Here is a 22901-nt window from a genome sequence, read left to right on the forward strand (position 1 = left end):
TTATTCTGCGGGCTGCGCCTGAATGCCGGCGCCTTTGCGCGGGTTGGCCCAGCGTAGCAGCCTTGCCAGCCGCGCGGTAATCACACCGTTGTCTTCCATCCAGTCGTAATATTCGCGGTATTTCGGGTCTTCCAGCAACAAATGCGCCTCTTCGGTGCGCGCGCGCCAATAATATATCCCGCTGACAACCGCGATAAAGACGGTGTTGCGGATCATATCGACCGTCGAACCGCTGGTCACGAGGAACGGCATAGTGCTGCTCCACCAGAACAGGTTCTTCGAAACATAGGCCGGATGGCGGGTGTAGCGATACGGGCCATTGGTGATGACGCCGCGATAGGTCAGGTTGGAAAAGCGAATGCCGAAGGCGAACGTCGCCCAGGCATAAATCGCGGTAAGAAATACCAGCCAGGCAGCCCAAATCCACAGCAGCGGAGGATAATCGGCAAACCAATATGCCCAATCGGCCGTGTTCACATCGTAATTGATAATATTGCCCAGCACACCCCACGCCAATGGGGGGTAGCACGCCAACGCCGCAATCCATCCGGCGAGGAAAGGATTACCACTGCGGATATGCGCATCGAGCGGGCGGAAAGTCAGCAGATAACCCACGGTGCCGATCTGCACATCAATCACGAACAACAGTTCGAAAAGCAGCACGCCCAGCCGCACGGGGTCACCCAGGATGCCAGCTGCATCGGCATCCACCACAGCGGCGAACCCGATGGGAATGATGGAAATCATGAAGGCGCTGAAAAAGCCCTTTATGATCCAGCTGCGCCAATGCTTTTTGACCTCTTCCAGATCAAATGCCTCGCGCCCGATCAGCATGGCTCCGAAATGCCATGAATGGTCCCGCGGATTTTTCATCACACGGTCGATCCAGATTACGTACGGGACTGAAAGCACGACCAGCGGGATGATCGCTGCGCCAAGAACCTGCATGGCGAAGAGATATTGCCCCTCCCAGTACCACCGGCCAAGGCAATAAAGCCCTCCGATGATGAACCATGTCGCCCACAGGCCCGCCAATTTTGTGATCGAAATGTCGATGATTTCGGAAATTGGGCGGCGATTTTCCCAATCAATCCCGGTCGAAGGATTGCGATGCACCTTCTCCACGACAAGCGAATAGGCCGCCATCGCTGAACCGGTCAGCACCATTGCAAGCATCGCGGAATAAGGGCCGGAAAGGCGCCCGAACTGGTCTGGATAGCCCAGCATGGCGGCAATTTCGGGAAAGCTGCGGGCGAGCAGGATATAGGCAAGCAGCGTGGCAAGGCCGACAAGACCAACCCAAGGGGAAACATCGCTGGCGGGAAGCCGCGAGCCGGTTTGCGTATCTGCGCTCATCACCCCCATGCCCTAGCGCGGAAGGGTTAAAAGCCGGGTAATGGTCGAAAGATCAAGCGCCCCGGCGCCTCCCTCATCAGCGCCATGCAGTAATCCGTCCGCTGTTGTCCAGTATGTACAGCGTATTGTTTGCCACCACCGGAGGCAGTGAAACGCCATCATCCAGTTCCGTGAAATCAGCCACTTCGCCGGTCATTACATCTACTGATTTGACGAACCCGCGAGAGCTGGCGATCCACAGGCGATTGCTGGCAAGTACCGGTCCGGTCCAGAAAATCGGCCCTTCGCGGTCTTCAGCATCGCGCCACTGCTCAAGCTGGGTCATCCAGCGGATCCGGCCTGTATTGCGTTGAATTGCAAGGATGCGGGCATCGTCGGTCAGGGTGAAGACCCACTCGCCCGAAATCGTCGGCGTGGAAATTCCCGCCAGTGTCAATTCCCAGATTCGTTGTCCGGTCAGCAATTCATAGGCAGCCATTCGTCCGCCCTGACCCAGTGCATAGACCCGGCCCTGATCGATAATAGGATCGGCATCGACATCGGTCAGCGTGCCAACCTGCGTCGAGATGGAGGTACGCGCCAAGGCGTCGGACCACAGTTCACGGCCATTTTCGTAACGGTAAGCGACCAGCTCTCCGCTGGAAAAGCCCGCCAGCACAGTGCCCTGCCCGGCCGAGGGCGCAGCCACGCCGAACACGCCTTGTTGCCCGCTGGCGGCGGCTTTCTGCCACACGATTTCGCCGTCGTCGGTTGCCAGGGAAAAAATCTGATTATCCTGGGTCATTACGAATACGGAATTGAAAGCCACGGTTGGCGCCCCGCGCAAGGGGCCGCCGGGCTTTACGCGCCAGATTTCAGTCCCGGTTGCGGCATCCAGCGCCACAACATCGCCAACACCATTGGTCGCGTAAACCCGGCCAGCGTTATAGCTTACGCCGCCGCCGAAGGTCGCATCTTCAAGATCACCGGCAACCACGATCCCGTGGCGCCAGCGCAAAGCGCCGGTCTGCGCGTCAAAGGCATGTACTGTTCCGCTGGTATCCACCACAAACAGAAGACCATCCGCAACCACAGGTGCAGCGGCCAGGCGGCGCGTTTTTGTGGTACCGGCAATGGCAGCCGTCCACGCCTGCGTCGGCGTGGCTGACAACGTTACGTGGCCAGATACCTTTGCCGCATTTCCACCAGCCTGCGGCCAGCTTGCGTTGGCCTGTGCAGGAGGAACAACAACCGCAACATTGGCAAGTGCGGGATCAGCAACGATTTCGGTCGCAATGCGCGAAAGAATGGGCTGCCGATTGCCCACTGTCGGCGTATCCGGTTCATCATCGCCGCCACCAATGCCGAGCGTTTCGCACCCGGTCAGCGCGAGCGCAGCCGTCAGCGCAAGGGCCGACAGCAGAAAACGGGGGGCTTTGCGGGAATTCATATTCTTCATGGAGTATCCGTTCGCCTTCATTGGGCCGGCCCAGCTGCTGCGACATCTGACGCAGTCGCGGGATTTTCGCCGGTAATTTCGGTCAAGGCTGCATCGACATCTTCGATGGCATCGAAGCCAAGCAATCCGGCAAGCTGGCGCGTGCGCCCGCGAATCGACTGCGGCACATTGTCATCCTGCGAAATCGACACCAGCAGCGGACCAGCTTGATCAGGTTTGTTCTGCGCCAGATAGGCATGCGCAACCAGTTCCCCTGCACTACCGAAATAGGCGCTGTCAGCCTGCGCCAAAGGTCCGATGCGGTCGATCACGACCTGCGGATCGAGCGTATCGTATTGTGCCGATACAGACCGGATTGCTGCGATATCGCGCATCTCGGAAGGCAATTCGGCGTTGTTGGCAACTCGGTCGAACAGCGCCGCAGCATCTGCTGGCCGGTCCTGTTCCATTGCGATACCGGCACGCAGCATGGCGGCAGCCGCAGCAGCGCCGTCCGTTCCTTCCGAAAGGGCGGTAAGCTCTTCATCGGCAAGGCCCAGATTATTCGCATCAAGCTCGTCCATTGCCTGAACCAGCTCTTCAGAGCGTTCTTCGAGAGACGCCTCTGAACTGCTTTGCCACAACAGGAACCCGCCGAACGCAGCGATTGCCAGAACAAAAGCGCCTCCCAGTGGCACGCCGTATTTCTTCGCGAAATTGCCGACTTCATCCTGGCGGACAGCCTCGTCCACCTCGCGCATGAGCATTTCCTGCTCCGCGTCGGCGCGTTTTTGTCCTTTGTCCGTTGTGGACGGGGCGATCGGGGTCGGTGGTTTGGCCAAGGTGTGTTTCTTGCTTTTGCAGGTTTCGACAAATCAGGCTGCGCTGTTAGGCGCGAACCGGTCGCATTTCAATCGAAGAGGCGAGAGTGTCCCCGCAACCGTGAATGGTGGCTTAAGCCGTGCCCGCCTCCTGATCCGCCCCGGCGGCTGACCTCGGGTACTTCTGCATCAATCCCCAATACAGCGCGCGATAACGTTCGATCATGCGTTGCTCGTCATATTCGGCCCGTGCCTTTTGCTTGTTTGCCTGACCGATGCGCTTGCGCTCTGGTCCATCACTGGCGAGCTTCAGGAGCGATTCGGCCAGTCCCGCACCGTCGCCTTCTGCCACCAGTGACGGCCCGTTCTCGCTTGCCACCATACTCCCGATATCGCCTACACGCGGCGCCACAACCGGCAGACCAGCCGCCATCGCTTCCACCACGGAAATCGGGAATTGCTCTGAATGACTGGATAGCGCGAAGATATCGAAATGGCCGATCAGTTTTTGCGGCTCTTTCACAAAGCCGGGCAGGTGGACACGATCTTCCAGACCCAGCGCCTCTGCCTGTGCCAGCAGCCCTTCGCGCTCCGGCCCTTCGCCTGCGATGACCAGATGCCATTCATCGGGTAGGCGCGCCATGGCTGTCACCAGCATATCGAGCTGTTTGACCTTGCGCAGACCCGCCAGTGATCCGATCCAGAATTCACCCTTATGCTTCAACAGGCCGGGCAGCACATCGCGCTTTGGCGATGCCGCGAAGGCGCGCGTATCGATCCCGTTGGGAATTCGCCGGACGCGGGTGCGCGGCTGGTCCCATATATTCAGCGCAATGTCTTCCAGCGTGGCGGAAGGGACGACCAGCGCGGCGCAGCGCCCAAGGGCGATACGGCGATACCAGTTGCGGCGCCTTTTCAGGCGCTTCGCCTCGTCCTCGTTAAAGCCGTCCTCATGATGAACCAGCGGTGCAAGCTTGTATGCATCGGCAAAGACGGTGTGCGCCATCACTGCGTCAATCGCGCCCCAATTGTATGTGCAGATAAGGTCGTACCCCGCCATTGCCCTGGCCAGTTTGGCGAGACGGCCCGGCGTCGGATTGCCGGTAAGCGGGGGGAATTTGGGCCAATTGATGCGCGGCGCCTTGCCGATCATGTGGGCTGCACCCCGCCGGTCCAGATCGCCGGAAACGATGGCATGATCGACCTCTTTGCCCCAAGCGTTGATCAGCCGGACATTGCGGAGTTCCTTGCCGCCTGCATCGAAGGTGGAATGCAGGTGAAGTATCTTCGGCGTCGTGCTCTTCGCGCTCATGCGATCTTCCCCAGCAGCCGCGCAATTGCCGCTTGCGCCGAAGGTTCTTCCAAAGTGGGTACATGGCCGACACCAGGAACGGTCACGGCTTCCATTTCGGGCATTTCGGACTTCATCTTCGCCAATGTCTCAGGCGAAAGAATATCGGACAGCTCGCCGCGCAGAGCCAGAACGGGTCGCCCGGCCAAGGCCCCAAACAGGGGCCACATATCGACCGGGGCCGGAGGAGGCTGCAGGAAGGGCTCGGCAATCTTCATGTCGTAATCGAAACTGATCCGGCCGCTATTACCCACCACCATCATCCGTTTGGCAAGGCGCAGCCAGTCGCTCATTTCATAATCGGGATAGATATCGTCACTGGTTTCCTGAAGAGCGCGGGCCGCATGCATCCATGTCGGATAGCTGCCACCGTGGCCGACATAATCGCGGATCCGGTCCAGTCCGGCTTCATCCACGTCGGGCCCGATATCGTTCAGCACAACCCCTGCGAACAGACCGGGATGCTGGAAAGCCATCAGCATCGAAACAATCCCGCCAAGCGAAGTGCCGAGCGCAACCACCTTTTCCAACCCCAGATGTTCAAGAAGGCCGGCGATGTCCTCGACATAGGTGGCTGGTTTATACGTTTCCGGGTTCTTGGAGTAATCGCTTTCCCCGCGCCCGCGCAGCTCTGCCACAATAACCCGCCACTCGCCTGCAAAGGCATCTGCGACCGGCTCGAAATCCCGGGCATTGCGGGTCAGGCCGGGGATGCACAGGATCGGAGGGCGATTTTCCTTACCGGCGTAATCGCGGTAATGCAGGGTCAGCCCGTCAGCGCTTTCCCAAGTTCCGTCCTGCCAGCTTTGTTTCCGAGTGGCTGCGTTGCCCATATCTGCTCCCGATCCAACGCCCACCTTGCAGCGCGCCGTTAATATGGCCACCTATTGGAATGATGCGAACCGAACCGCAACCTGCCGACTATCGCCCGGACCCGAAAATCACCGAAATTGCGCGATTTATTGCCGATCCGGTGGAGGCCGCTGCATTTGCGCGCCATGAATTGCGATTTCGCAATGCACGCTGGGACAAGGCAGTGGGGCTTGGCGAATTGTCCGATCAGGACTGGATTCGCCATTTCGGCAAGTTTGATCCGCTGCCCGGCAATTTGCCCCAGCCGCTGGCGCTGCGCTATCACGGGCATCAGTTCCGCACCTACAATCCCGAAATCGGCGATGGACGCGGGTTTCTTTTCGCCCAGATGCGTGACGGCGCAGGCCGGTTGCTCGATTGCGGCACCAAAGGCAGCGGCACCACGCCGCACAGCCGCGCCGGAGACGGCCGGTTGACGCTGAAGGGCGCGGTACGCGAAATCCTGGCGACAGAAATGCTGGAAGCACTTGGCGCCTATACGTCCAAGACCCTTTCCGTGATCGAGACCGGTGAGGAATTGTGGCGCGGTGACGAGCCGAGTCCAACCCGCTCTGCCGTGATGGTCCGGCTCAGCCACGGGCACATACGCATCGGCAGCTTTCAAAGGCTGATGGCGCTGGAAGAACACGCCGCATTGGCAGAGCTTGTCGAATACAGCCTTGCCGCCTTCCCCGGCCCTGACCTGCCAAAGGATGCCATCGGACGCGATGAACCGGCCGTCCAGTTGCTGCATCATGCGGCGGAACGCTTCGCCGATCTTGCAGCAAGCTACATGGTGGCAGGGTTTGTCCACGGCGTGCTCAACACGGATAACATGAACATCAGCGGGGAGAGCTTCGATTACGGGCCGTGGCGATGGCTGCCGCAGTGGGAACCGCAGTTCACCGCTGCCTATTTCGACCAGACGGGATTATACGCCTTTGGCCGCCAACCCGAAGCGATCCGCTGGAACCTTGGTCAGCTTGCCATCGCACTGCGACCGCTGGCCGAATCCGATGCGCTGATCGCCGCATTGGACCGTTTCGGCCCACTGTATGGTCAAGCCATGATGCGCCGCTTCTGCTGGCGGCTCGGAGTGGAGCAGCGCGGGGACAAGCCAGATGCCGCGCTTGTCGGGGCCGCCGAACTGGCGATGCGAGAAAGCAAACTTGGCCCGGACGCCTTCTTCTACAATCATCGCGGCGGACGCGCGGCCGCAGGCACATTTGCCGATGCGCTGGATGGCTACAAGCCGCTTGATAGTGGTCATGAATTCTGGTCCGAAGCTGCACCCGTCTCCATGTTGATCGAAGAAGTGGAAACGCTTTGGGACGCTATTGCGGAAAGGGACGATTGGCAGCCGCTCACCGCAAAGATCGGCGAAATCCGCCGTATGGGCGACGCGCTGGGTGAACCTCCGAAACCTCTTGGTCACTGCGACTGACGCCCGCAGGAACAATACCGACTGCCAAAGGCGGCGGCTTTCCTGTGAGCAGACCTCGCTTGGGCAGTTCTTGAAGGAGATGCCCAGCATTTCGCTCGCTATCGGGCATGTCCGCGCCGGATTGACGTCAATGACGACGATTATCGGGCCGGGCAATCGGGACGCGGTCGGCCAGCTTCTGTATATTCAGATGGATCCGATAACGATGGTAGTTTCTGCCGAGCGCCGCCAGACAGGTGCATACAATTGATAAACAGTGATTTTTTTGCAATTTGGCAGCCGTTTCTTTACAGAATTTTACCATAGATAAGCAGCTATCTCATGTTACATTTCAGTGAGAACTTTGCCCCCGCGCCTTTGTGGCGTTAGGGGGGCTCAGATAAGTCGTAACGAAAGCAACAACTCTTGGGCACACCGCAGGAATTAGTCTCGTTCGAACCCGCTACGGGCAAGGAACTGTGGCGCGGTGCGCATGGCAATGTCGATGCGATTGTTGCGCGTGCGCGGCGCGCCTGGCCGAAATGGGCAGCGCTGCCGCTCGCCAACCGCATCGAATTGATGCGCCGCTTCGTCAATGAAGTGCGCAAGGATCATGACGAGTTTTCCGAACTGATCTCCCGCGAAACCGGCAAGCCGCTGTGGGAAGCGCGCACCGAAGTCGAAGCGGTGATGGCCAAGATCGAGATTTCGATCCGCGCCTATGGGGAGCGGACCGGTCAGCGAAAGCTGGATAGCGCGCTGCAGGGCATTGCAGCGCTGCGGCACAAGCCGCACGGCGTTATGGCTGTGCTCGGTCCGTATAATTTCCCCGCACACCTGCCCAACGGCCACATGATCCCGGCCCTGATCGCGGGCAATGCGGTGATCCTGAAGCCTTCGGAAAAAACACCGGCCGTCGGTGCCAAGCTGGTCGAATTGCTCAACCGCTGCGGCATTCCCGAAGGTGTCGTACAATTGCTGATTGGCGGGCCTGATGAAGGCAAGGCGCTGGTGGCGCATGATGATGTGAACGGCGTGCTGTTCACAGGCTCTGCGCAGGTCGGCATTGCGATCAACCGCAAGCTGGCAACCGATCCGGGCAAGATTCTTGCGCTGGAAATGGGCGGCAACAACCCGATGATCGTGTGGGATACACCCAAAATTGCCGATGCCGCGGCGCTGATCGTCCAATCCGCGTTCACCACAGCGGGACAGCGCTGCACGGCCGCGCGCAGGCTGATAGTCAAAGCAAGCATGTATGACGAAGTCGTCGCGGAAACAAAGAAACTGGCGGACCGCGCGATCGTCGGGGGACCGTTTGACGAACCTGCACCTTTCATGGGCCCGGTGATCGACAACGCCACTGCCGATCAATTGACCGAAAGTTTTGTCTATTTGCTGTCGAACGGCGGCAAGGCGATCAAGCATATGCGGCGCTTGCAGGATGATTTGCCCTTCGTCTCACCCGCTATCATCGACACGACGGCAATGTCCGATCGCCCCGATGTAGAGCTGTTCGGACCTTTGTTGCAGGTCATCAAGGTCGATGACTTTGACGAAGCAATTGCAGAGGCGAATAACACCCGCTTCGGCCTTTCGGCATCGCTGGTGGGCGGCACCCCGCAGCAATACAACCGCTTCTGGGCCAATATCCGCGCAGGAATCGTGAACTGGAACCGCCCGACCAACGGGGCGTCCTCTGCCGCTCCTTTTGGCGGCGTGGGCTATTCTGGCAATCACCGCCCGGCAGCATTTTATGCCGCGGACTACTGCGCCTATCCGGTAACCAGCACGGAAATGGAGCAACCGCGAGCCAGCGTCGGCGTGGGCTTCAAGGAAAGCTGAACCGGTCAGGTAGCGCAAGCTTTGGACTGCCGCTTGCCGACAGGCGATGGAAGGCCTAGCGCAGCATCATGACAGCGCCCGCCATTAGGCCAGAAACCAGCCGCGGCAAGGCCTTGTCCAGCGCCTTCACAGCATACCTCATCTGGGGGCTGCTGCCGCTTTACCTGATCCTGGTGAAGGACGTTCCGGCGGTGGAATTCGTCGCGTGGCGGACCTTGTTCACTCTCCCGATCTGCCTCATTTTCGTCCGGTTGACGGGTCGCGGCGCAGAACTGCGCGCGTGCCTTGGCCAGCGCTGCGTGATGCTCACGTTGCTCTGCACAGCAGCCTTTATCGCACTGAATTGGCTAGGTTATATCTGGGCCATCCAGAACTCGCATGTTTATGCTGCCAGCCTTGGGTATTATATCCTGCCGATCGTCATGATGTTGCTCGGCGTCGTATTCTTGAAGGAAACGCTGTCGCTCAGCCAATGGCTTGCGGTCGCGTTGGCGGCGGTCGGCGTTGGCGCGCTGGCTCTTGGCGCGCTGACCACCTTGTGGGTCAGCCTGTTGCTGGCCATTTCCTTTGGTCTTTATGGGCTGCTCCGCAAGACAGTCGCAGCCGGCGCACTTGTCGGGCTCACAATCGAATCGATGATATTGCTGCCTTTGGTTCTGGCCTATCTGGGATGGGTTGAATGGGCCGGCGGCGGCACGGCATTCGGCCGTGCGCCATTGGAAACGGCAGCCATTCTCGGGGCCGGTCTGGTTACGGCGGTTCCGCTGATCCTGTTTGCCGTTGCGGCGCGCGCCCTGCCCTACACCGTGATCGGGTTCTTGCAGTTCAGCGCCCCCACGATGATGTTCATCCTGGGGCTGACGGTGTTCGGTGAGGAGCTGAAGCCTGCTCAATTGGCATGCTTCACTGCGATCTGGCTGGCGGTAGCGCTGTTCAGTTGGGACCTGTGGCGCAAAAGCCGCGCCGTTCGGGTCCGGACAGCCTAACCGGAAAACGTCCAGCCGAGCGTTTGCCCGGCGTGGAATGGCACCAGCACATCACCACCGGCAGCGATCGTATCGGGAATGGCGCATTCGCGCTGTTCCAGCGTGACCATGTCTTCGTTCACCGGCAGTCCGTAAAAAGCAGGGCCATGCAAGCTGGCAAAACCTTCGAAATGGTCCAGCGCATTTTCCGCTTCGAACACGGCGAGATAGCTTTCCAGAGCATAGGGCGCATTGAATATCCCCGCGCAGCCACACGCACTTTCTTTCGCAGCTCGCGTATGCGGTGCGCTGTCTGTGCCAAGGAAGAATTTGGCAGAGCCAGATGTCGCGGCGCGGCGCAGCGCCAAGCGGTGCTTTTCGCGCTTGGCGACAGGCAGGCAATATGCATGAGGCCGCATCCCGCCCACCAGCATCGCGTTGCGATTGATATGCAAATGCTGGGGCGTGATCGTGGCAGCGACATTCGCCGGTGCTGCTTCGACAAAGCGCACCGCATCTTCAGTCGTTATGTGTTCGAACACCACTTTCAGATCAGGCAGATCTGCCAATAGCGGAGCAAGAACCTGCTCGATAAACACTGCTTCCCGGTCGAATATGTCGATTTCGGCAGAGGTCACTTCGCCGTGGACACACAGCACCATGCCGATTTCTGCCATCACTTCCAGAACTCCGCGGATATTGGCAACACCGGTCACCCCGCTGTCTGAATTTGTGGTCGCCCCGGCAGGGTAAAGCTTTGCTGCGGTAAACACGCCGGCTGCAAACCCGCGCCGCACTTCCTCAGGATCGATATTGTCGGTGAGGTAACAGGTCATCAGCGGCGTGAACCTGATGCCCTCTGGCACTGCCGCCATGATCCGAGTGCGGTAAGCTTCCCCGGCCTCCACCGTGGTCACCGGCGGCGTGAGGTTGGGCATGACTATGGCCCGCGCAAACTGCCGGGCAGTAAAGGCTGTCACGCCTTCCAGCATGGCGCCGTCGCGCAGGTGGACATGCCAGTCATCAGGGCGGCGGATGGTGATCGTCTGCGTCATGGCATTGCCTATGCCGCGCTCCGCCCTATCTGTCACCCATGACAATGGGCCAATTGACACGCCGCGCCGTTGTGCGCGTTTCTCCGCAAGACGAGAGCGAAAATGCCGCAGCATTTCTGCAGGGATTGCTTACCAACGATGTAGCAGGGCAATTGCCTGTCTACACCGCACTGCTGACCGCACAGGGCAAGACCATGTTCGACATGATCGTGTGGGGTGAGGGACCGGACTTGCTGCTCGATTGCGAAGCCAAGGTCGCGGAAGATCTGGCTAGACGCCTGACGCTATACCGCCTTCGGCGGAAAATCGATATCCGCATAGACCCTTCGCTCAGGGTATTCTGGAGCTTGGACGCAGAAGATGGTTTCGCGCCCGATCCGCGCCTTCCCGAACTGGGCTTTCGGCGCATCGATAGCCAGGCGGTGAACAGCAAAAGCGCTGATGATCAGTACCTTGCACACCGCCTTTTGCATGGCATTGCAGAAGGCATTGCCGATCTCGGTGATGTCCTCTGGCTCGAAACAAACGCGGTCGAACTGAACGGCGTCAGCTTCACCAAAGGATGCTACATCGGGCAGGAAAACACTGCGCGGATGAACTGGCGTCAGAAAATCAATCGCCGCCTTGTGGTGGTGCCGCTGGAGCAATCGCAGGAAAAGCGCCGCAAGGCGGAATATCCCGCATCCGGACTGGCGATCGATCATCTGCGCGTGGAGGATATTCCGGCAGAACTGGTGCCACGCTGGATGCACCTCGAAGCCAAGGTAGATTAGGCAGGAAGTTCGTTGTCCTTCTGGAAGGCAGCAATCAGCATTTCCTCTGCCCGGTCCCGTGCAACGGCGCGTTTGACCGAAAGCGATTCGGCCAGCTGTTCGCCCAGCAAGGCGTCGCCCAAAGCTAACAGGGCAAGCGTGAAGGTCGTTTCGTGCATCGCAAAGCTACCTTCGTTTGCAACCTCGTCGGGGTTCAGATTGTCGACCATATTATGAATAGTTTCGATAATCGGGTCGAGCGCATCTTCATTTCCCGACGCCAGCATCCAGCTTGCCAACGCGCCGCCACCTTCCTTGCCGAAAGCATCAAAGGTCAAATCCACCACTTCTCGGGGTGAGCCGATACCGGCCCGCGTGGCCAACACCGCCTCCCCGATCGTTTCGCAGACCGTGCCTGCCAGATGCGCTGCCAACTGTTTTTGCAAGCCTGCGGCGCTGCCGAAATGGTGCAGTAAATTGGCATGCGTACGCCCGATTCGCGCGGCAACGGCTTTAAGTGTAACTGCCTGCGGCCCTGCCTCGATCAACAAGGCACGCGCAGCTTCGAGTGCCGCTGCACGGCTTTCTTCGGGGCTCAAACGCTTTCTCACTGACATTGATGTAAGTTTCCTATTGACATTGATGTAAGCTCTGCGCATTTTTGAGACCGAAGCTAAACGCGAATGCTATTGGACTACGATATGACTGCGCGACTCGACTGGCAAGCAACGCCCACCGATAGTGCCGTAAGGGCGCCGGGCCTTACCGTGCGCGACCGGCGTTTCGGGCGCGGCGAAAAGCGCGCTCGCGGCATCGATCCCGTGGCCGCTGCATGGTTCGCGGCCCTGTCTGCCAGCTTTCCGCGCGGCGAAGCGATGTTCATCGAAGCGGTCAAGGCACACCGGGACGGCGTGCCAGATCAGCTGGCTGAGGAAATCCGAGATTTCATCCGGCAGGAAGTGAATCACTCACGCGAACATATCGCGTTCAACCGCGCGGTTGAGGAAGCGGGCTACGACCTCACCGATATCGATGCCAGGGTCAAGAGTCTGGTCGGTGACACGCTGGCCGCACCGCCAATCGTGCAGCTTGCGATCACCTGCGCGCTGGAACATTTCACCGCAATGTTTGCACATGAATTCCTGCGCGATCCCGCATCGCTGGCTACAGCAGGGATGGGCGACCCGCAGTTGTGGCTGTGGCATGCTGTCGAGGAAATCGAGCACAAGGGCGTCGCCTATGACACCTGGCTCCATACAACTCGCAACTGGTCCGGCTTCAAGCGCTGGAGGCTTCGCTCGATCATCATGGCTCTGGTCACTTTCCGGTTCCTCCGGAATCGCACAACTGATGCTGTGGAACTCCTCCGCCAGGACGGCATTACCGGGTGGCAAGCGAAGTGGCGGCTGTTCACCTACCTCACAGCCACACCTGGTATTCTCCGCAAGATCCTGCCGTCGTGGCTCTCGTACTTCCGGCCCGGCTTTCATCCGTGGAACCTGGACGACCGCCATTTGATTGCCGAGTGGGAAGATGGCCAGCAGATTGCTGACAACCCGCCCGTCAAGGCGCATGCGTCAGGCCCTGCCACCACCTGATTGTTCAGGCAGCGACAGGGCGAACCTGCTGCGCATTCATCCCAATCCACTTCACGAACCGGCGGGTTGGCACTTCGGCGCCTCCCCTGCCTGTGCTTTTTGTACGGTGAATCTCGCCGGTTTCGCGAAAGCCGGCCTTGCGCAGGACTTTGCCGCTCGCAGGATTGTCGATGAAATGGCCTGCTTCCAATGATTCGATACCAAAAGCTTCGGCAATCTCGATCATGCCGCGCACGGCTTCTGTGGCGTAACCTCGCCCTTGCCGCGTCTGCGCGATCCAATAGCCAAGCTCTTCAGCTTCACCGTCCAGCTGTTCAAAGCCGATCATACCGATAATTGGAGCGCCGGCCTCATCTGGCAGGGTAATGGCAAAGCGCGTTCGCCCGTCCGCGTTTGCATCCTTGCAAAAGCTTTGCGCATCTTCCTGCCGATAAGGCCAGGGCGCGCGGGCGAGCATGCTGATCACGCCGTAATCGGCGATGCCGCGATAGATATCGCGCCAATCTTCAGGAAACACGGGCCGCAGGAACAGCCGCTGGGTACGCATGAACATGGGTCTTCTCCATCATGCCGGGTGCCCGCCTCCAGTGGACCACCGACGTTTCACAAATGCGAAAGGAGAATCAAAAAAGGAGACGGGGCGGCCCCATCTCCTTCCAGTTTTCCGGACCTCGCGTGTCCGGAGGGACCATCCCGTTGGATGGCCCCTTTATCGGATCATCCGTTTATTCTGCAGCCATCGCCATGGCATCTACAGAGACGTATTTGCGACCCTGCTTGCCATCGTGGAAACGGACCCGGCCCGCTTCGAGCGCGAACAGCGTGTGGTCCTTGCCCATGCCAACATTGACACCGGGATAGAACTTCGTGCCGCGCTGGCGCACGATAATGTTGCCTGGAATCACTTCCTGGCTACCGAACTTTTTAACACCGAGGCGACGGCCAGCTGAGTCGCGACCGTTACGCGATGAACCACCAGCTTTTTTATGTGCCATTGTCTTTAAACTCCGTAGGTCCGGTTGCCCGGATTATTCCTTGTCGGCCGACTTGTCGGCGCTTTTCTTGGTGGCAGCAGCCTTCTTTGGTGCGGCCTTCTTTGCGGCTGGCTTCTTTTCAGCAGCTTCCTTCTTGGGAGCAGCCTTCTTAGCCGGAGCCTTCGCTTCGGTAGCGGCTTCGGTCTTCGGAGCCTCTTCCTTCTTCGCGGCAGCTTTCTTTGGCGCGGCTTTCTTGCCTTCACCAACACCGACAATGCGCAGCAGAGTCATCTGCTGGCGGTGGCCGGCCTTACGGCGATAGTTGTGGCGGCGACGCTTCTTGAAGACGGTCACCTTCTCGCTCTTGGCCTGGGCGATCACTTCGGCTGAAACCGTGATCTTGGATGCGTCTGCAAGGTCGGCGCCTTCGCCGGCCAAGAGAACATCACCCAGCACGATTGTTTCCCCGGCTTCACCAGCCAGTTTCTCAACCGCGATCTTATCTCCTTCGGCGACGCGATACTGCTTACCGCCCGTGCGCACTACTGCGAACATGGTGCTATATTCCGTTTATCTGGTGTTCCCGCCTTTAGAACTGGCCACATGAAACAGGCCAAAACCAAAGCAACAACAAAAAGGGCGCCCGAAAGGGCACCGTGAAGACGCCGCCGTTAAGCCAAGCGCCCGAAGCTGTCAACCACCCGGTGCGGTGAAAAGCAGCCATTTGCACGCTGGATTGCATGCAGGAGCCGATGTAGGGCAATGGAGTGATGATGCAAGCACGTTTCCTTGCCCTAGGGCTAATCTCCGCGACTCTGGCAGCCTGTGCCAGTCCGGCTGAAGAGTATCCTTCGCTGGCCATTCGCGATTCGGAACGCCTGACCGGATCGATGGCGGCAGCAGAGCCGCAACCTTATATTCCGCCGCCCCCAAGTGCATCGGCGCTGGATCAGGTGGAACAGCTTGCTGCAACCGCGCGCGCTGCCCATGCCGCGTTTCTTGCCGCCGCGCCCGCAGCCCGCCGCCTTGCTGGAACAGCTGGCGCGGGCCGCGTAGGAAGCGAGGCCTGGGCGCTGGCACAGGTCGCGATTGCCGATCTTGAAACCCGCCGCAGTCTAACAATGATCGCTTTGGCGGACCTGGACAGGATCTATGTCGATACATCGAGTGCCGGAGAAGCAATTGCGCCTGTCGCGCAGATACAGACGCAAATTGCTGCGATGGTAGAACAGGAAAATGCAATTATCGCTGAACTTCTGGCAGCCACTCGCAATTGACCTGGCCCCTGAGTGCGGAACGCGCGAGGCCGGACTGATCGGCCCCGCGCGTCCCCGGGAAGCAAGCTATGATCTGCGTCATCCCCCTCAATGACGATTCGGTTCAGACCAGCGCGGCAATGGTTACCGCGACCACTCCCCATACGAAAATCAGGACTGGCAGGATAAGAACCTGCACGGTGGCATCGCGCGCAGAGGTCCGTCCGTATGCCGTCATGATACCTTCCTGCCTGAAACGCGCCCAACTTTTGGATTTCGAAGGCGTTTCTGGGGCCAATCGGGTCCAGACAGTTGGCAGGCCGAACGCGCCGACAACAAACACGGTGAAGATCGCCACCGGAATGATCATTTCTGGATGGGAGAAGCTCAGGCCCATCAGTGCGATAAAGCCAAGATACAGACCGACGGTTGCGACATAGAGCCCTTTGGGTAACTCGAATGTGCGGTCCACAATGGTTCGGCGCACCAAAGCGGGCGGCGCGATCCGGATATCCGCTGTTCGGGCAATTTGTTCGCGAGTAAGTTGTTCAGCCATGATCGTTTTCCTTCTTGTTGGTGAAGGAATGAACCGATTCGCGCCGCGCTTCTTTGATCTGGCGCAAATCTCGCGGATTTTTCACTGCCAGCGGGCAATATCCTCGTGGTCAGCTGCGCGCGGCTCTATCCAGTGCCAGCGCCCCTTGCGTTTCTCCCGCTTCCAGAACCAGCTTTTCGCCTTGAGATGGTCCATGCAGAAATCGACCGCATCAATCGCGCCGCGCCGATGCATGGCACAGGCAGACACCAACACGATAGGCTCGCCCGGGTGCATGATCCCCGTACGGTGAACCATCAGCAGGCCCATCAGGCCGAACCGCTCAACTGCACTTGTTGCCAATTGCTCCATGCCGGGCCGTGTCATCGGTTCGTAATGGGTAAGTTCCAGCGCTTCGACATCATCTCCGCCGCGCACTTCACCAACGAAGGTGCACACGCCGCCAAGGCCGGGATGGGCATCGCTGAACGGGCCGACATAAGCACCGGGGTAAAAAGGGGTTGCCCGAAGCTCGACAGTGATTGCCACCTCAGCCCCCGCTGACCGGCGGAAGCAGCGCGATTTCCGCCCCTGCGGGCGCGGCGAGTGCGGTCTTGTCCGCCAGCAATTCCCCGTCCAGCGCCAGCTTCACACGGTCGTTGGCAATTTCCTCGGCAAGCGGCCCATCACAAAGGGCCAGTAACCCGTGCCAATCCAGCGGGGCAGCGACCTCGTGCTCGACCCGCCCTGCAAGGCCTGCAAGCCTGCCAAGAAAGACCAGCCGGACCATGCTCACCCGCCGGTCACCGACATATGGCGTTCCTGTGCCGGAGCAATGTCTGGGCCGATATCGAAATGGTGCCGTTCGGGCTTGATCCGCATCGCTTCATCGAGCGCCTGCGCAAGCTGCTCATCCGGCGCACCGGACCGCAACGCGCCGCGCAAATCCACTTTCTCCGCGCCGCCCAGACAAGCATACAGCTGCCCCGTCGCAGTCACCCTTATGCGGTTGCAGCTGGCGCAGAAATTGTTGGTCAGCGGAGTGATAAAACCGATCCGTCCACCAGTCTCGGCAACGCGCACATACCGCGCCGGACCGCCGGTTGTGTCGGCAATATCCGTCAGGGTGAAGCGCTGTGCCAAATGATCGCGCACGGCGGGCAGTGGCAGATAATGGTCGATCCGCTCGCCATCCACTTCGCCCAGCGGCATGACTTCTATCAATGTCAGATCGTGGCCTTCACCGTGCACCCATTGGACAAGCTGCGGTATCTCGGCTTCGTTCAGGCCCTTCAGGGCGACGGTGTTGATCTTTACCTTCAGCCCCGCAGCCTTCGCCGCAGCGATGCCTTCCAGCACCTGCGCCAGACGGTCGCGGCGGGTGAGGTCTGCAAACAGGTGCGCATCCAGCGTATCGAGGCTGACATTCACGCGGCGCACGCCTGCTGCATACAATCCCGGCGCAAACTCCGCCAATTGTGTGCCGTTGGTGGTGAGTGTGAGTTCGTCCAGACCGTGCCCTAGCTTGCAGCCCAGTGCCCGCACCAGATCCATCATGTCCCGTCGGACGAGAGGCTCCCCGCCGGTTAGCCTGATCTTGGTGATCCCACGCTTGATGAAAGCGAGCGCCAACTGGTGCATTTCTTCCAGACTGAGCACTTGCGACTTGGGCAGGAACTTCATCCGCTCCGGCATGCAATAGGCGCAGCGCAAATCGCAGCGATCCGTGACGGAAAGGCGCAGATAAGTGATCTTGCGATCGAATCCGTCAATAAGGGGCGGCGCAGAGCTCATTCAGTACTCATGAAGGGAAGCGGTTCTGCAATCAACTTCGCGGCTGCAAGCTCACCGGTTACGGACACGCCGGTTTCAGGCAAGCGTAAAAACCTGCCCTGTCACGCCAGGGGCCGATGCGATGAAGGCAATCGTGCTATCCATTGCTTCCCCCAAATCCCCGATCACCGCATTGACCCGCACAGGTGCTGCTTCCCGCGCCAATTCCTGCGTGACCGCCAGCCGCCAGCTATCGTGGGAATGTCCCGCATGATCAAACGCGATGATCGCATCGCCTGTCTCTGCAATTGCAGAACGGATCAAGGGCAGCAGTTCTTTATGAAATTGCGCGGCCGCATCAAGCGGGCTTCCAGGAAGATCGGCCGCCCTGACGATTCGCGGATTATTCACCGCCGCTCGCGCGTCAGCGTAATGCCGATTTTCTCACCCGCCTCGCTCAATGCCAGTTTGACGATCTTGACCTGGATTTCCTCGATCCGGGTATCCTGCAGGAACAGCGTTTCGCATACATGATCCGCTACCGCCTCAATCAGCTTGTAGTGCCTGTCCCCCAGCCCTTCGGAGCAGGCAAACTTCAGGTCCATGTAATTCTTGCTTTCCTCCAGCGGCGTATCCGCATCGTAGAAAGACTTCGCCTTCAGCTTCGCCCGCACGGTAAAGCGCAGCGGCTGAGGCTTGCCGGTCTCCTCTGAATAGATCCCGGTGTAGATGTCATGCTCGAAATCGGCGAGCTCAAGATAAAGGCTGTCTGCCATAGGCCGCGGGCAATGGCAGCGGGCGCAGCGATTGGCAAGCGGGAGCCGAATGTGGAGCCTGTGCGTTTATGTTGACGCACGGGGGTGCTTGATTGCATTGGCAGTGCAAGAACCAATAGGGAGCAGGTCGTGAACGAAACGCCCGAAACAACTGATACCGCCACCAACGTAACGCAGGAAAAGGCGCGCACATCGGCCGAGGCCGTCAAATGGCTCGGCAATTTCGTGCTTGGCGGCGCGATCATTGCAATCGTGGCCGTGCTGATTGCCGCAACCCTGGCGCGGTACGACATCATCGACAAGTTAGCGGGCTTTGCACCGTTCTACATCACGGTGAACCCGGCACGCGCGCTGGCGATTATTGGTCTTATCGGGCTCGCCTTTGCGTTCTGGCGCAAAACCGGGAACATCGCCAAGCTGGCGCTTGGTTTCGCGCTTTCATCCGCTCTGCTGATAGCGCAGTACACAATGCTGATCTTGCCCGCTGGTAAAGTACCGCCAATCCATGACATCACCACCGATCTGAACGAATTGCCCCAGTTCACCACGCTCGATGTAGCGCCGGTCAGCACTGGCCCATTCACGCAGGAGGAATGGCGCGCCTATCACGAGGAAGCTTACGGCGACATCCGCCCTGAAGTGATCGACAAACCACCCGTTGAAGTGCTCGCCAATGCGCGCGCTCTGGCTGAAACGCGCGGCTGGGAAATCGCTGCCGCCGATCCGGAGGCAGGCACCCTGGAAGCCACAGCGACCGCCGGATATGTGCGCTTCTACGATGACGTGATTGTCGAAGTTACTCCGGTGGACGACGGCAGCACCCGCGTTGACATGCGTTCAGTCAGCCGTGTGGGCGTAAGCGATGTCGGATATAATGCCGCACGCATCCGGGCCTTCCTCAAAGACCTGCGCGGAATGGGTTAATCCCGGCTCCACCGCGCGAAGATGGCGGTGGGCAGCAGCCTGCCGCCCTCGCCTGTTTCGCGCACTGCCAGATCGCCATGTTCGATCTTGCCCGGAAGATCGGCAAACACTTCGGCCAGCAATCCGCCAATCGCGAGCGATGACATGCGCACAGCATAGACGGTGAGGAACAGGAAGCGACTGTCGCCGTCCAGCAATTGGCGGCAATCGGAGATCAGATCGGGCAGGCCTTCTTCCAGCCGCCATGTTTCATTCTTCGGCCCGCGCCCGAATTTGGGCGGATCGAGAATGATACCGTCGTAGCGATTTTCGCGCCGCACTTCGCGTGCGGTGAATTTCGCGGCATCATCCACCAGCCAGCGGATCGGCGCGTCTTCCATGCCGGACAGAGCGGCATTTTCACGCGCCTGCGCCACCGACTTCTTGCTCGCGTCGACGTGCGTCACGCGGCCATGGCGGCTGAGCGCCAGTGAACCGACGCCGGTATAACCAAACAGGTTGAGCGTTTCGGCATCATCGCGCCCTGCCAGCTTTTCGCGCATCCAGTCCCACACAGGTGCCATGTCCGGGAAGAAGCCGAGGTGGCGAAAGGGCGTGGGATTTGCGTTGAAGGTCGCCTCGTTCCAACTGACAGGCCAGCCACCCTCCGGAAGGCCCGGAGCATCGGTCCAGCGTCCGCCGCCATCTTCATCACTGCCCGGGACAAATTCACTTTCCGCCTGCCAATCACCCTGCCGCGGTGTCCACATGGCTTGGGGCTCGGGCCGGATGAATGCGCGCCCGCCGAAACTTTCAAGTTTCCGGCCATGACCGCTGTCCAGCAGGCGGTATCCGTCCCAACCGTCGCCGATCATCAGAAGCGGATCTTGTCGAAGGTCTGCCATCAGGCGCTCGGCGTGGCGCACTGCACCACATAATCGCGCACGGCTTCATAGGTGCCGGGTAGCGTTTCATAACGCTCTTCTCGGTCGAACAGATCACCCACGCGGGCAGGCAATTCCGGCACCGTTCCAGTCGCACCTTCCACCGCGTCAGGGAATTTCGCCGGATGCGCCGTGGCCAGCGTGACGACAGGCACCGAAGGATCAATTCCCGCCGCGCGCGCTGCGTGCAGGCCAATCGCCGTGTGCGGGTCGATAGTCTGGCCATAATGCTCGGCAGCGTAAGCCATGGCCTGCGTCATTTCGCCGGGCGTGGCGCGCGCACTGGTGAACAGCGCGGCGGATCCTTCGCGCTGGCTATTGGTCAGCTGCATCGCCTTGCTCGCCTCAAACCCGCGCATTTGCTCTGCCAAAGCAGCGCCATCGCGCCCGCCTTCGCAGAACAGCAGGCGTTCAAAATTGGAACTGACCTGAATGTCCATGCTCGGCGCGGCGGTAGGCGTGACCGTGCCAGCGGAATAGTCACCGCTCGACAAAGCACGGTGAAGAATGTCGTTTATGTTGGTGGCAACGATCAGCCGCTCTATCGGGAGCCCCATTTGCGCCGCGACATAGCCTGCAAAGACATCGCCGAAATTGCCGGTCGGCACCGAAAAGGCGACCTTGCGCTGCGGCGCACCCAATTGCAGAGCGGCAGCAAAATAATACACCACCTGCGCCATCAGCCGCGCCCAGTTGATCGAATTGACCGCCGTAATGCGGTATTTGCCTGTCACCTCGGCATCCACAAACATGCGCTTCACCATCGCCTGCGCATCATCGAAACTGCCGTCGATGGCGATATTGTGGACATTGGGGGACAGCACCGTCGTCATCTGGCGGCGCTGCACATCGCTGACCCGGCCTTCCGGATGGAGCATGAAAATGTCGATCCGATCGCGTCCCGCAACGGCATCAATCGCGGCGCTGCCGGTATCGCCGCTGGTCGCGCCGACAATGGTCAGATGATCATCGCTGCGGCTGAGAAAGTGTTCGAACAAACGGCCTAGCAATTGCAGCGCCACATCCTTGAACGCCAGTGTGGGGCCGTGGAACAGTTCAAGCAGCCATTGTTGTTCGTCCAACTGGACCAGCGGCGTGATCGCCTCATGTGCAAAAGTGCCGTAGGCCTGCGTGCACAATTCGCGCAGTTCACCCTCGGTCAGGCTGCCTTCCACGAAGGGAGCCATGATCCGCACCGCCAGTTCTGCATAAGGCAGGCCTGCCATGTTGGCGATTTCTTCAGCGGAGAAACGCGGCCAGCTTTCGGGAACATATAGCCCGCCGTCAGGCGCGAGGCCGGCAAGCGTTACGCCTTCGAAGTCGAGCGCCTCTGCGTGGCCTCTGGTAGAGATATACTTCATGGCCGCGCGGATTAGCCGCCCTGCCCGCGCCTCGCAAGCAAGCTATTGTTGCGACGCTGCACCTGCGGCTTTCGCCTCGTCCCGCCAGCGGCGGCGAATGGCGAGCCAGTAGATCACGAGCGCGGTAATCGCGAAGAAGAACCATTGTCCTGCGTAGGCCAGATGATTGTTGGGAAGGTCTGTTGGATCGGGCTGCGCCAGTGGCTGCAAATCCGAAGGTGGCTCGCTTGCCGTGACCCGCAATTCAACAGGGCCGGTAAGTGTGATCATCCCGGTCACATCTCCGCCGTCCCAGGAATATCCGTTGGGCTCGCGAGACCAGCCAAGTGCAGCCTCTGCTTGTCCTGCCTCTGCAACTTCGCAAATCGCCGAATGGGCATAGCCGCTCTGGCCCGATGCGTTGCGCCCCGCCACAGCGCGCATTTCGAGGACACGCTCACAGGGCAGCGTCGTCAATCGGTACTGCGCAGCTTCGCCTAATTGGACCGCTTCTGCCCAAGGCAAAGGGTCTGGCTGCTGAGCGGCTGCAAGTGAAGCGACAATCATCGCCTCTTTTTCGTCCGCCCGGCCAAGCTGCCAGAAGCCGAGCATCACCATCACCGCCGCAGCGGCAACCGCCACTATGGTCGAGAAAATCGGGATTTTGCGAATGCTCGTCATAGGTCGGTCCCATCATGGCGGTGCTCTTCTGCTCCGTGCCGGTATTCTGTAATCAATAGCCACGCCTTGGTCAGCCGCAATCCGCCAACCACACCCACCACGATCAGCGGCAGCCACAGCAGCACATGCACCCACCACGGCGGCTCCGCGCTCAATTGCAGCCACAGCGCCAGCGCGACGACCACCGCGCCTACGACCATCGTCAGAAAGGCTGCCGGGCCATCGCCCACGTTGAAGCGCGCGAAGTCCAGATTGCATGCGATGCACTGGTCCGCGAATTTCAC

The 22901-nt window shown here is 59.7% G+C and carries 28 protein-coding genes; 8 read left to right on the plus strand and 20 right to left on the minus strand.

Annotated features, from left to right (window positions below):
- The 5 genes from AB731_RS09680 to AB731_RS09700 all read right to left on the minus strand — a co-directional run bounded on the left by AB731_RS09680 (window position 1) and on the right by AB731_RS09700 (window position 5778).
- Window positions 1-1356: a methyltransferase family protein gene (locus AB731_RS09680; protein ID WP_173425744.1), complete on the minus strand. Its 1356-nt coding sequence runs from the start codon at window positions 1354-1356 to the stop codon at window positions 1-3.
- A gap of 76 nt (window positions 1357-1432) precedes the next feature.
- A complete protein-coding gene (locus tag AB731_RS09685) occupies window positions 1433-2794 on the minus strand; it encodes an outer membrane protein assembly factor BamB family protein (RefSeq protein ID WP_231638900.1) in 1362 nt (453 codons plus the stop codon).
- A 17-nt stretch (window positions 2795-2811) separates the two neighbouring features.
- Window positions 2812-3615, minus strand: a complete 804-nt coding sequence (locus tag AB731_RS09690; protein WP_047093284.1) for a tetratricopeptide repeat protein — start codon at window positions 3613-3615, stop codon at window positions 2812-2814.
- Window positions 3616-3727: 112 nt separating this feature from the next.
- Window positions 3728-4906, minus strand: a complete 1179-nt coding sequence (locus AB731_RS09695; protein WP_047093283.1) for a glycosyltransferase — start codon at window positions 4904-4906, stop codon at window positions 3728-3730.
- The gene (locus tag AB731_RS09700; RefSeq protein WP_047093282.1) at window positions 4903-5778 is read right to left on the minus strand and encodes an alpha/beta fold hydrolase; all 876 of its coding nucleotides are present in this window, start codon (window positions 5776-5778) and stop codon (window positions 4903-4905) included. Before AB731_RS09700 ends, AB731_RS09695 begins: the two co-directional genes overlap by 4 nt.
- Before the next feature lie 62 nt (window positions 5779-5840).
- On the opposite strand from AB731_RS09700, the gene AB731_RS09705 reads away from it, so the two are divergent.
- The 4 genes from AB731_RS09705 (at window position 5841) to rarD (ending at window position 10051) form a co-directional block, all read left to right on the plus strand.
- Window positions 5841-7241 carry a protein adenylyltransferase SelO family protein gene (locus AB731_RS09705; protein WP_047093281.1) on the plus strand — a complete coding sequence of 467 codons (1401 nt, stop codon included), beginning with the start codon at window positions 5841-5843 and terminating at the stop codon, window positions 7239-7241.
- A gap of 79 nt (window positions 7242-7320) precedes the next feature.
- Window positions 7321-7491: a hypothetical protein gene (locus AB731_RS13995; RefSeq protein ID WP_156167428.1), complete on the plus strand. Its 171-nt coding sequence runs from the start codon at window positions 7321-7323 to the stop codon at window positions 7489-7491.
- Window positions 7492-7646: 155 nt separating this feature from the next.
- Window positions 7647-9065, plus strand: coding sequence for a succinylglutamate-semialdehyde dehydrogenase (gene astD / locus AB731_RS09710; RefSeq protein WP_047093279.1), 1419 nt, complete (start codon window positions 7647-7649; stop codon window positions 9063-9065).
- 68 nt (window positions 9066-9133) lie between these two features.
- The gene (rarD, locus tag AB731_RS09715; protein ID WP_047093278.1) at window positions 9134-10051 is read left to right on the plus strand and encodes an EamA family transporter RarD; all 918 of its coding nucleotides are present in this window, start codon (window positions 9134-9136) and stop codon (window positions 10049-10051) included.
- Here the strand turns inward: rarD and pyrC are convergent.
- Entirely contained in the window at window positions 10048-11085 is a 1038-nt protein-coding gene (pyrC, locus tag AB731_RS09720) for a dihydroorotase (RefSeq protein ID WP_047093277.1), read from the minus strand. The genes rarD and pyrC overlap by 4 nt on opposite strands.
- A gap of 38 nt (window positions 11086-11123) precedes the next feature.
- On the opposite strand from pyrC, the gene ygfZ reads away from it, so the two are divergent.
- Window positions 11124-11858 carry a CAF17-like 4Fe-4S cluster assembly/insertion protein YgfZ gene (ygfZ, locus tag AB731_RS09725; RefSeq protein ID WP_047093276.1) on the plus strand — a complete coding sequence of 245 codons (735 nt, stop codon included), beginning with the start codon at window positions 11124-11126 and terminating at the stop codon, window positions 11856-11858.
- Here the strand turns inward: ygfZ and AB731_RS09730 are convergent.
- Window positions 11855-12454 (minus strand): TetR family transcriptional regulator, encoded by a 600-nt coding sequence (locus AB731_RS09730; RefSeq protein ID WP_047093275.1) that lies wholly within the window; start codon window positions 12452-12454, stop codon window positions 11855-11857. The two genes, ygfZ and AB731_RS09730, sit on opposite strands and share 4 nt — an antisense overlap.
- 84 nt (window positions 12455-12538) lie before the next feature.
- On the opposite strand from AB731_RS09730, the gene AB731_RS09735 reads away from it, so the two are divergent.
- The gene (locus AB731_RS09735; RefSeq protein WP_082126449.1) at window positions 12539-13435 is read left to right on the plus strand and encodes a metal-dependent hydrolase; all 897 of its coding nucleotides are present in this window, start codon (window positions 12539-12541) and stop codon (window positions 13433-13435) included.
- 4 nt (window positions 13436-13439) lie between these two features.
- On the opposite strand, the gene AB731_RS09740 is transcribed toward AB731_RS09735, so the two are convergent.
- The 3 genes from AB731_RS09740 to rplU form a co-directional block, all read right to left on the minus strand.
- Window positions 13440-13988, minus strand: coding sequence for a GNAT family N-acetyltransferase (locus tag AB731_RS09740; RefSeq protein WP_047093274.1), 549 nt, complete (start codon window positions 13986-13988; stop codon window positions 13440-13442).
- Between the two features lie 172 nt (window positions 13989-14160).
- The gene (gene rpmA / locus AB731_RS09745) at window positions 14161-14430 is read right to left on the minus strand and encodes a 50S ribosomal protein L27 (protein ID WP_047093273.1); all 270 of its coding nucleotides are present in this window, start codon (window positions 14428-14430) and stop codon (window positions 14161-14163) included.
- 33 nt (window positions 14431-14463) lie between these two features.
- The gene (gene rplU, locus AB731_RS09750) at window positions 14464-14964 is read right to left on the minus strand and encodes a 50S ribosomal protein L21 (protein WP_047093272.1); all 501 of its coding nucleotides are present in this window, start codon (window positions 14962-14964) and stop codon (window positions 14464-14466) included.
- A gap of 215 nt (window positions 14965-15179) precedes the next feature.
- Here rplU and AB731_RS09755 point away from each other — a divergent pair, with 215 nt between their 5' ends.
- Complete coding sequence (locus AB731_RS09755) at window positions 15180-15686, plus strand: hypothetical protein (protein ID WP_052768957.1); 507 nt, start codon at window positions 15180-15182, stop codon at window positions 15684-15686.
- 103 nt (window positions 15687-15789) lie between these two features.
- Here AB731_RS09755 and AB731_RS09760 read toward each other — a convergent pair whose 3' ends face one another.
- The 6 genes from AB731_RS09760 to AB731_RS09785 all read right to left on the minus strand — a co-directional run bounded on the left by AB731_RS09760 (window position 15790) and on the right by AB731_RS09785 (window position 18749).
- The gene (locus AB731_RS09760) at window positions 15790-16221 is read right to left on the minus strand and encodes a hypothetical protein (protein WP_047093271.1); all 432 of its coding nucleotides are present in this window, start codon (window positions 16219-16221) and stop codon (window positions 15790-15792) included.
- Window positions 16222-16302: 81 nt separating this feature from the next.
- Window positions 16303-16749 carry a molybdenum cofactor biosynthesis protein MoaE gene (locus AB731_RS09765; RefSeq protein WP_231638901.1) on the minus strand — a complete coding sequence of 149 codons (447 nt, stop codon included), beginning with the start codon at window positions 16747-16749 and terminating at the stop codon, window positions 16303-16305.
- 1 nt (window position 16750) lies between these two features.
- The gene (locus AB731_RS09770) at window positions 16751-16990 is read right to left on the minus strand and encodes a MoaD/ThiS family protein (RefSeq protein ID WP_047093270.1); all 240 of its coding nucleotides are present in this window, start codon (window positions 16988-16990) and stop codon (window positions 16751-16753) included.
- Between the two features lie 2 nt (window positions 16991-16992).
- Window positions 16993-17994: a GTP 3',8-cyclase MoaA gene (moaA, locus tag AB731_RS09775; protein ID WP_047093269.1), complete on the minus strand. Its 1002-nt coding sequence runs from the start codon at window positions 17992-17994 to the stop codon at window positions 16993-16995.
- 75 nt (window positions 17995-18069) lie between these two features.
- Window positions 18070-18384 (minus strand): Rossmann fold domain-containing protein, encoded by a 315-nt coding sequence (locus tag AB731_RS09780; RefSeq protein WP_052768956.1) that lies wholly within the window; start codon window positions 18382-18384, stop codon window positions 18070-18072.
- A complete protein-coding gene (locus AB731_RS09785; protein ID WP_047093268.1) occupies window positions 18381-18749 on the minus strand; it encodes a dihydroneopterin aldolase in 369 nt (122 codons plus the stop codon). The genes AB731_RS09780 and AB731_RS09785 overlap by 4 nt, the downstream gene beginning before the upstream one ends.
- Before the next feature lie 129 nt (window positions 18750-18878).
- Between AB731_RS09785 and AB731_RS09790 the strand changes: the two genes are divergently transcribed.
- Window positions 18879-19673: a DUF1499 domain-containing protein gene (locus AB731_RS09790; protein ID WP_052768955.1), complete on the plus strand. Its 795-nt coding sequence runs from the start codon at window positions 18879-18881 to the stop codon at window positions 19671-19673.
- Here AB731_RS09790 and AB731_RS09795 read toward each other — a convergent pair.
- Genes AB731_RS09795 through AB731_RS09810 form a run of 4 tightly spaced genes read right to left on the minus strand, consistent with a single transcriptional unit; the run spans window position 19670 to window position 22901 of the window.
- Window positions 19670-20557 (minus strand): class I SAM-dependent methyltransferase, encoded by an 888-nt coding sequence (locus AB731_RS09795; protein ID WP_047093852.1) that lies wholly within the window; start codon window positions 20555-20557, stop codon window positions 19670-19672. The two genes, AB731_RS09790 and AB731_RS09795, sit on opposite strands and share 4 nt — an antisense overlap.
- Complete coding sequence (gene thrC, locus AB731_RS09800; RefSeq protein WP_047093267.1) at window positions 20557-21957, minus strand: threonine synthase; 1401 nt, start codon at window positions 21955-21957, stop codon at window positions 20557-20559. Before thrC ends, AB731_RS09795 begins: the two co-directional genes overlap by 1 nt.
- 42 nt (window positions 21958-21999) lie before the next feature.
- The gene (locus AB731_RS09805) at window positions 22000-22617 is read right to left on the minus strand and encodes an SURF1 family protein (RefSeq protein WP_052768954.1); all 618 of its coding nucleotides are present in this window, start codon (window positions 22615-22617) and stop codon (window positions 22000-22002) included.
- The gene (locus AB731_RS09810; RefSeq protein ID WP_331386696.1) at window positions 22614-22901 is read right to left on the minus strand and encodes a DUF983 domain-containing protein; all 288 of its coding nucleotides are present in this window, start codon (window positions 22899-22901) and stop codon (window positions 22614-22616) included. The genes AB731_RS09805 and AB731_RS09810 overlap by 4 nt, the downstream gene beginning before the upstream one ends.

Source organism: Aurantiacibacter marinus (genome assembly GCF_001021555.1).
GTDB classification, from domain to species: domain Bacteria; phylum Pseudomonadota; class Alphaproteobacteria; order Sphingomonadales; family Sphingomonadaceae; genus Alteraurantiacibacter; species Alteraurantiacibacter marinus.

What these genes read in the sequence shown, in the direction of transcription:
- AB731_RS09735 (WP_082126449.1), top strand. Translation starts at nt 12,539, where the DNA reads ATGACTGCGCGACTCGACTGGCAAGCAACGCCCACCGATAGTGCCGTA.
- moaA (WP_047093269.1), bottom strand. Translation starts at nt 17,994, where the DNA reads ATGAGCTCTGCGCCGCCCCTTATTGACGGATTCGATCGCAAGATCACT.
- thrC (WP_047093267.1), bottom strand. Translation starts at nt 21,957, where the DNA reads ATGAAGTATATCTCTACCAGAGGCCACGCAGAGGCGCTCGACTTCGAA.
- AB731_RS09805 (WP_052768954.1), bottom strand. Translation starts at nt 22,617, where the DNA reads ATGACGAGCATTCGCAAAATCCCGATTTTCTCGACCATAGTGGCGGTT.
- rplU (WP_047093272.1), bottom strand. Translation starts at nt 14,964, where the DNA reads ATGTTCGCAGTAGTGCGCACGGGCGGTAAGCAGTATCGCGTCGCCGAA.
- AB731_RS09760 (WP_047093271.1), bottom strand. Translation starts at nt 16,221, where the DNA reads ATGGCTGAACAACTTACTCGCGAACAAATTGCCCGAACAGCGGATATC.
- AB731_RS09770 (WP_047093270.1), bottom strand. Translation starts at nt 16,990, where the DNA reads ATGGTCCGGCTGGTCTTTCTTGGCAGGCTTGCAGGCCTTGCAGGGCGG.
- rpmA (WP_047093273.1), bottom strand. Translation starts at nt 14,430, where the DNA reads ATGGCACATAAAAAAGCTGGTGGTTCATCGCGTAACGGTCGCGACTCA.
- AB731_RS09700 (WP_047093282.1), bottom strand. Translation starts at nt 5,778, where the DNA reads ATGGGCAACGCAGCCACTCGGAAACAAAGCTGGCAGGACGGAACTTGG.
- AB731_RS09680 (WP_173425744.1), bottom strand. Translation starts at nt 1,356, where the DNA reads ATGAGCGCAGATACGCAAACCGGCTCGCGGCTTCCCGCCAGCGATGTT.
- AB731_RS13995 (WP_156167428.1), top strand. Translation starts at nt 7,321, where the DNA reads ATGCCCAGCATTTCGCTCGCTATCGGGCATGTCCGCGCCGGATTGACG.
- pyrC (WP_047093277.1), bottom strand. Translation starts at nt 11,085, where the DNA reads ATGACGCAGACGATCACCATCCGCCGCCCTGATGACTGGCATGTCCAC.
- AB731_RS09785 (WP_047093268.1), bottom strand. Translation starts at nt 18,749, where the DNA reads ATGGCAGACAGCCTTTATCTTGAGCTCGCCGATTTCGAGCATGACATC.
- ygfZ (WP_047093276.1), top strand. Translation starts at nt 11,124, where the DNA reads ATGACAATGGGCCAATTGACACGCCGCGCCGTTGTGCGCGTTTCTCCG.
- AB731_RS09755 (WP_052768957.1), top strand. Translation starts at nt 15,180, where the DNA reads ATGATGCAAGCACGTTTCCTTGCCCTAGGGCTAATCTCCGCGACTCTG.
- AB731_RS09795 (WP_047093852.1), bottom strand. Translation starts at nt 20,557, where the DNA reads ATGGCAGACCTTCGACAAGATCCGCTTCTGATGATCGGCGACGGTTGG.
- AB731_RS09740 (WP_047093274.1), bottom strand. Translation starts at nt 13,988, where the DNA reads ATGTTCATGCGTACCCAGCGGCTGTTCCTGCGGCCCGTGTTTCCTGAA.
- AB731_RS09695 (WP_047093283.1), bottom strand. Translation starts at nt 4,906, where the DNA reads ATGAGCGCGAAGAGCACGACGCCGAAGATACTTCACCTGCATTCCACC.
- rarD (WP_047093278.1), top strand. Translation starts at nt 9,134, where the DNA reads ATGACAGCGCCCGCCATTAGGCCAGAAACCAGCCGCGGCAAGGCCTTG.
- AB731_RS09705 (WP_047093281.1), top strand. Translation starts at nt 5,841, where the DNA reads ATGCGAACCGAACCGCAACCTGCCGACTATCGCCCGGACCCGAAAATC.
- AB731_RS09730 (WP_047093275.1), bottom strand. Translation starts at nt 12,454, where the DNA reads ATGTCAGTGAGAAAGCGTTTGAGCCCCGAAGAAAGCCGTGCAGCGGCA.
- AB731_RS09685 (WP_231638900.1), bottom strand. Translation starts at nt 2,794, where the DNA reads ATGAAGAATATGAATTCCCGCAAAGCCCCCCGTTTTCTGCTGTCGGCC.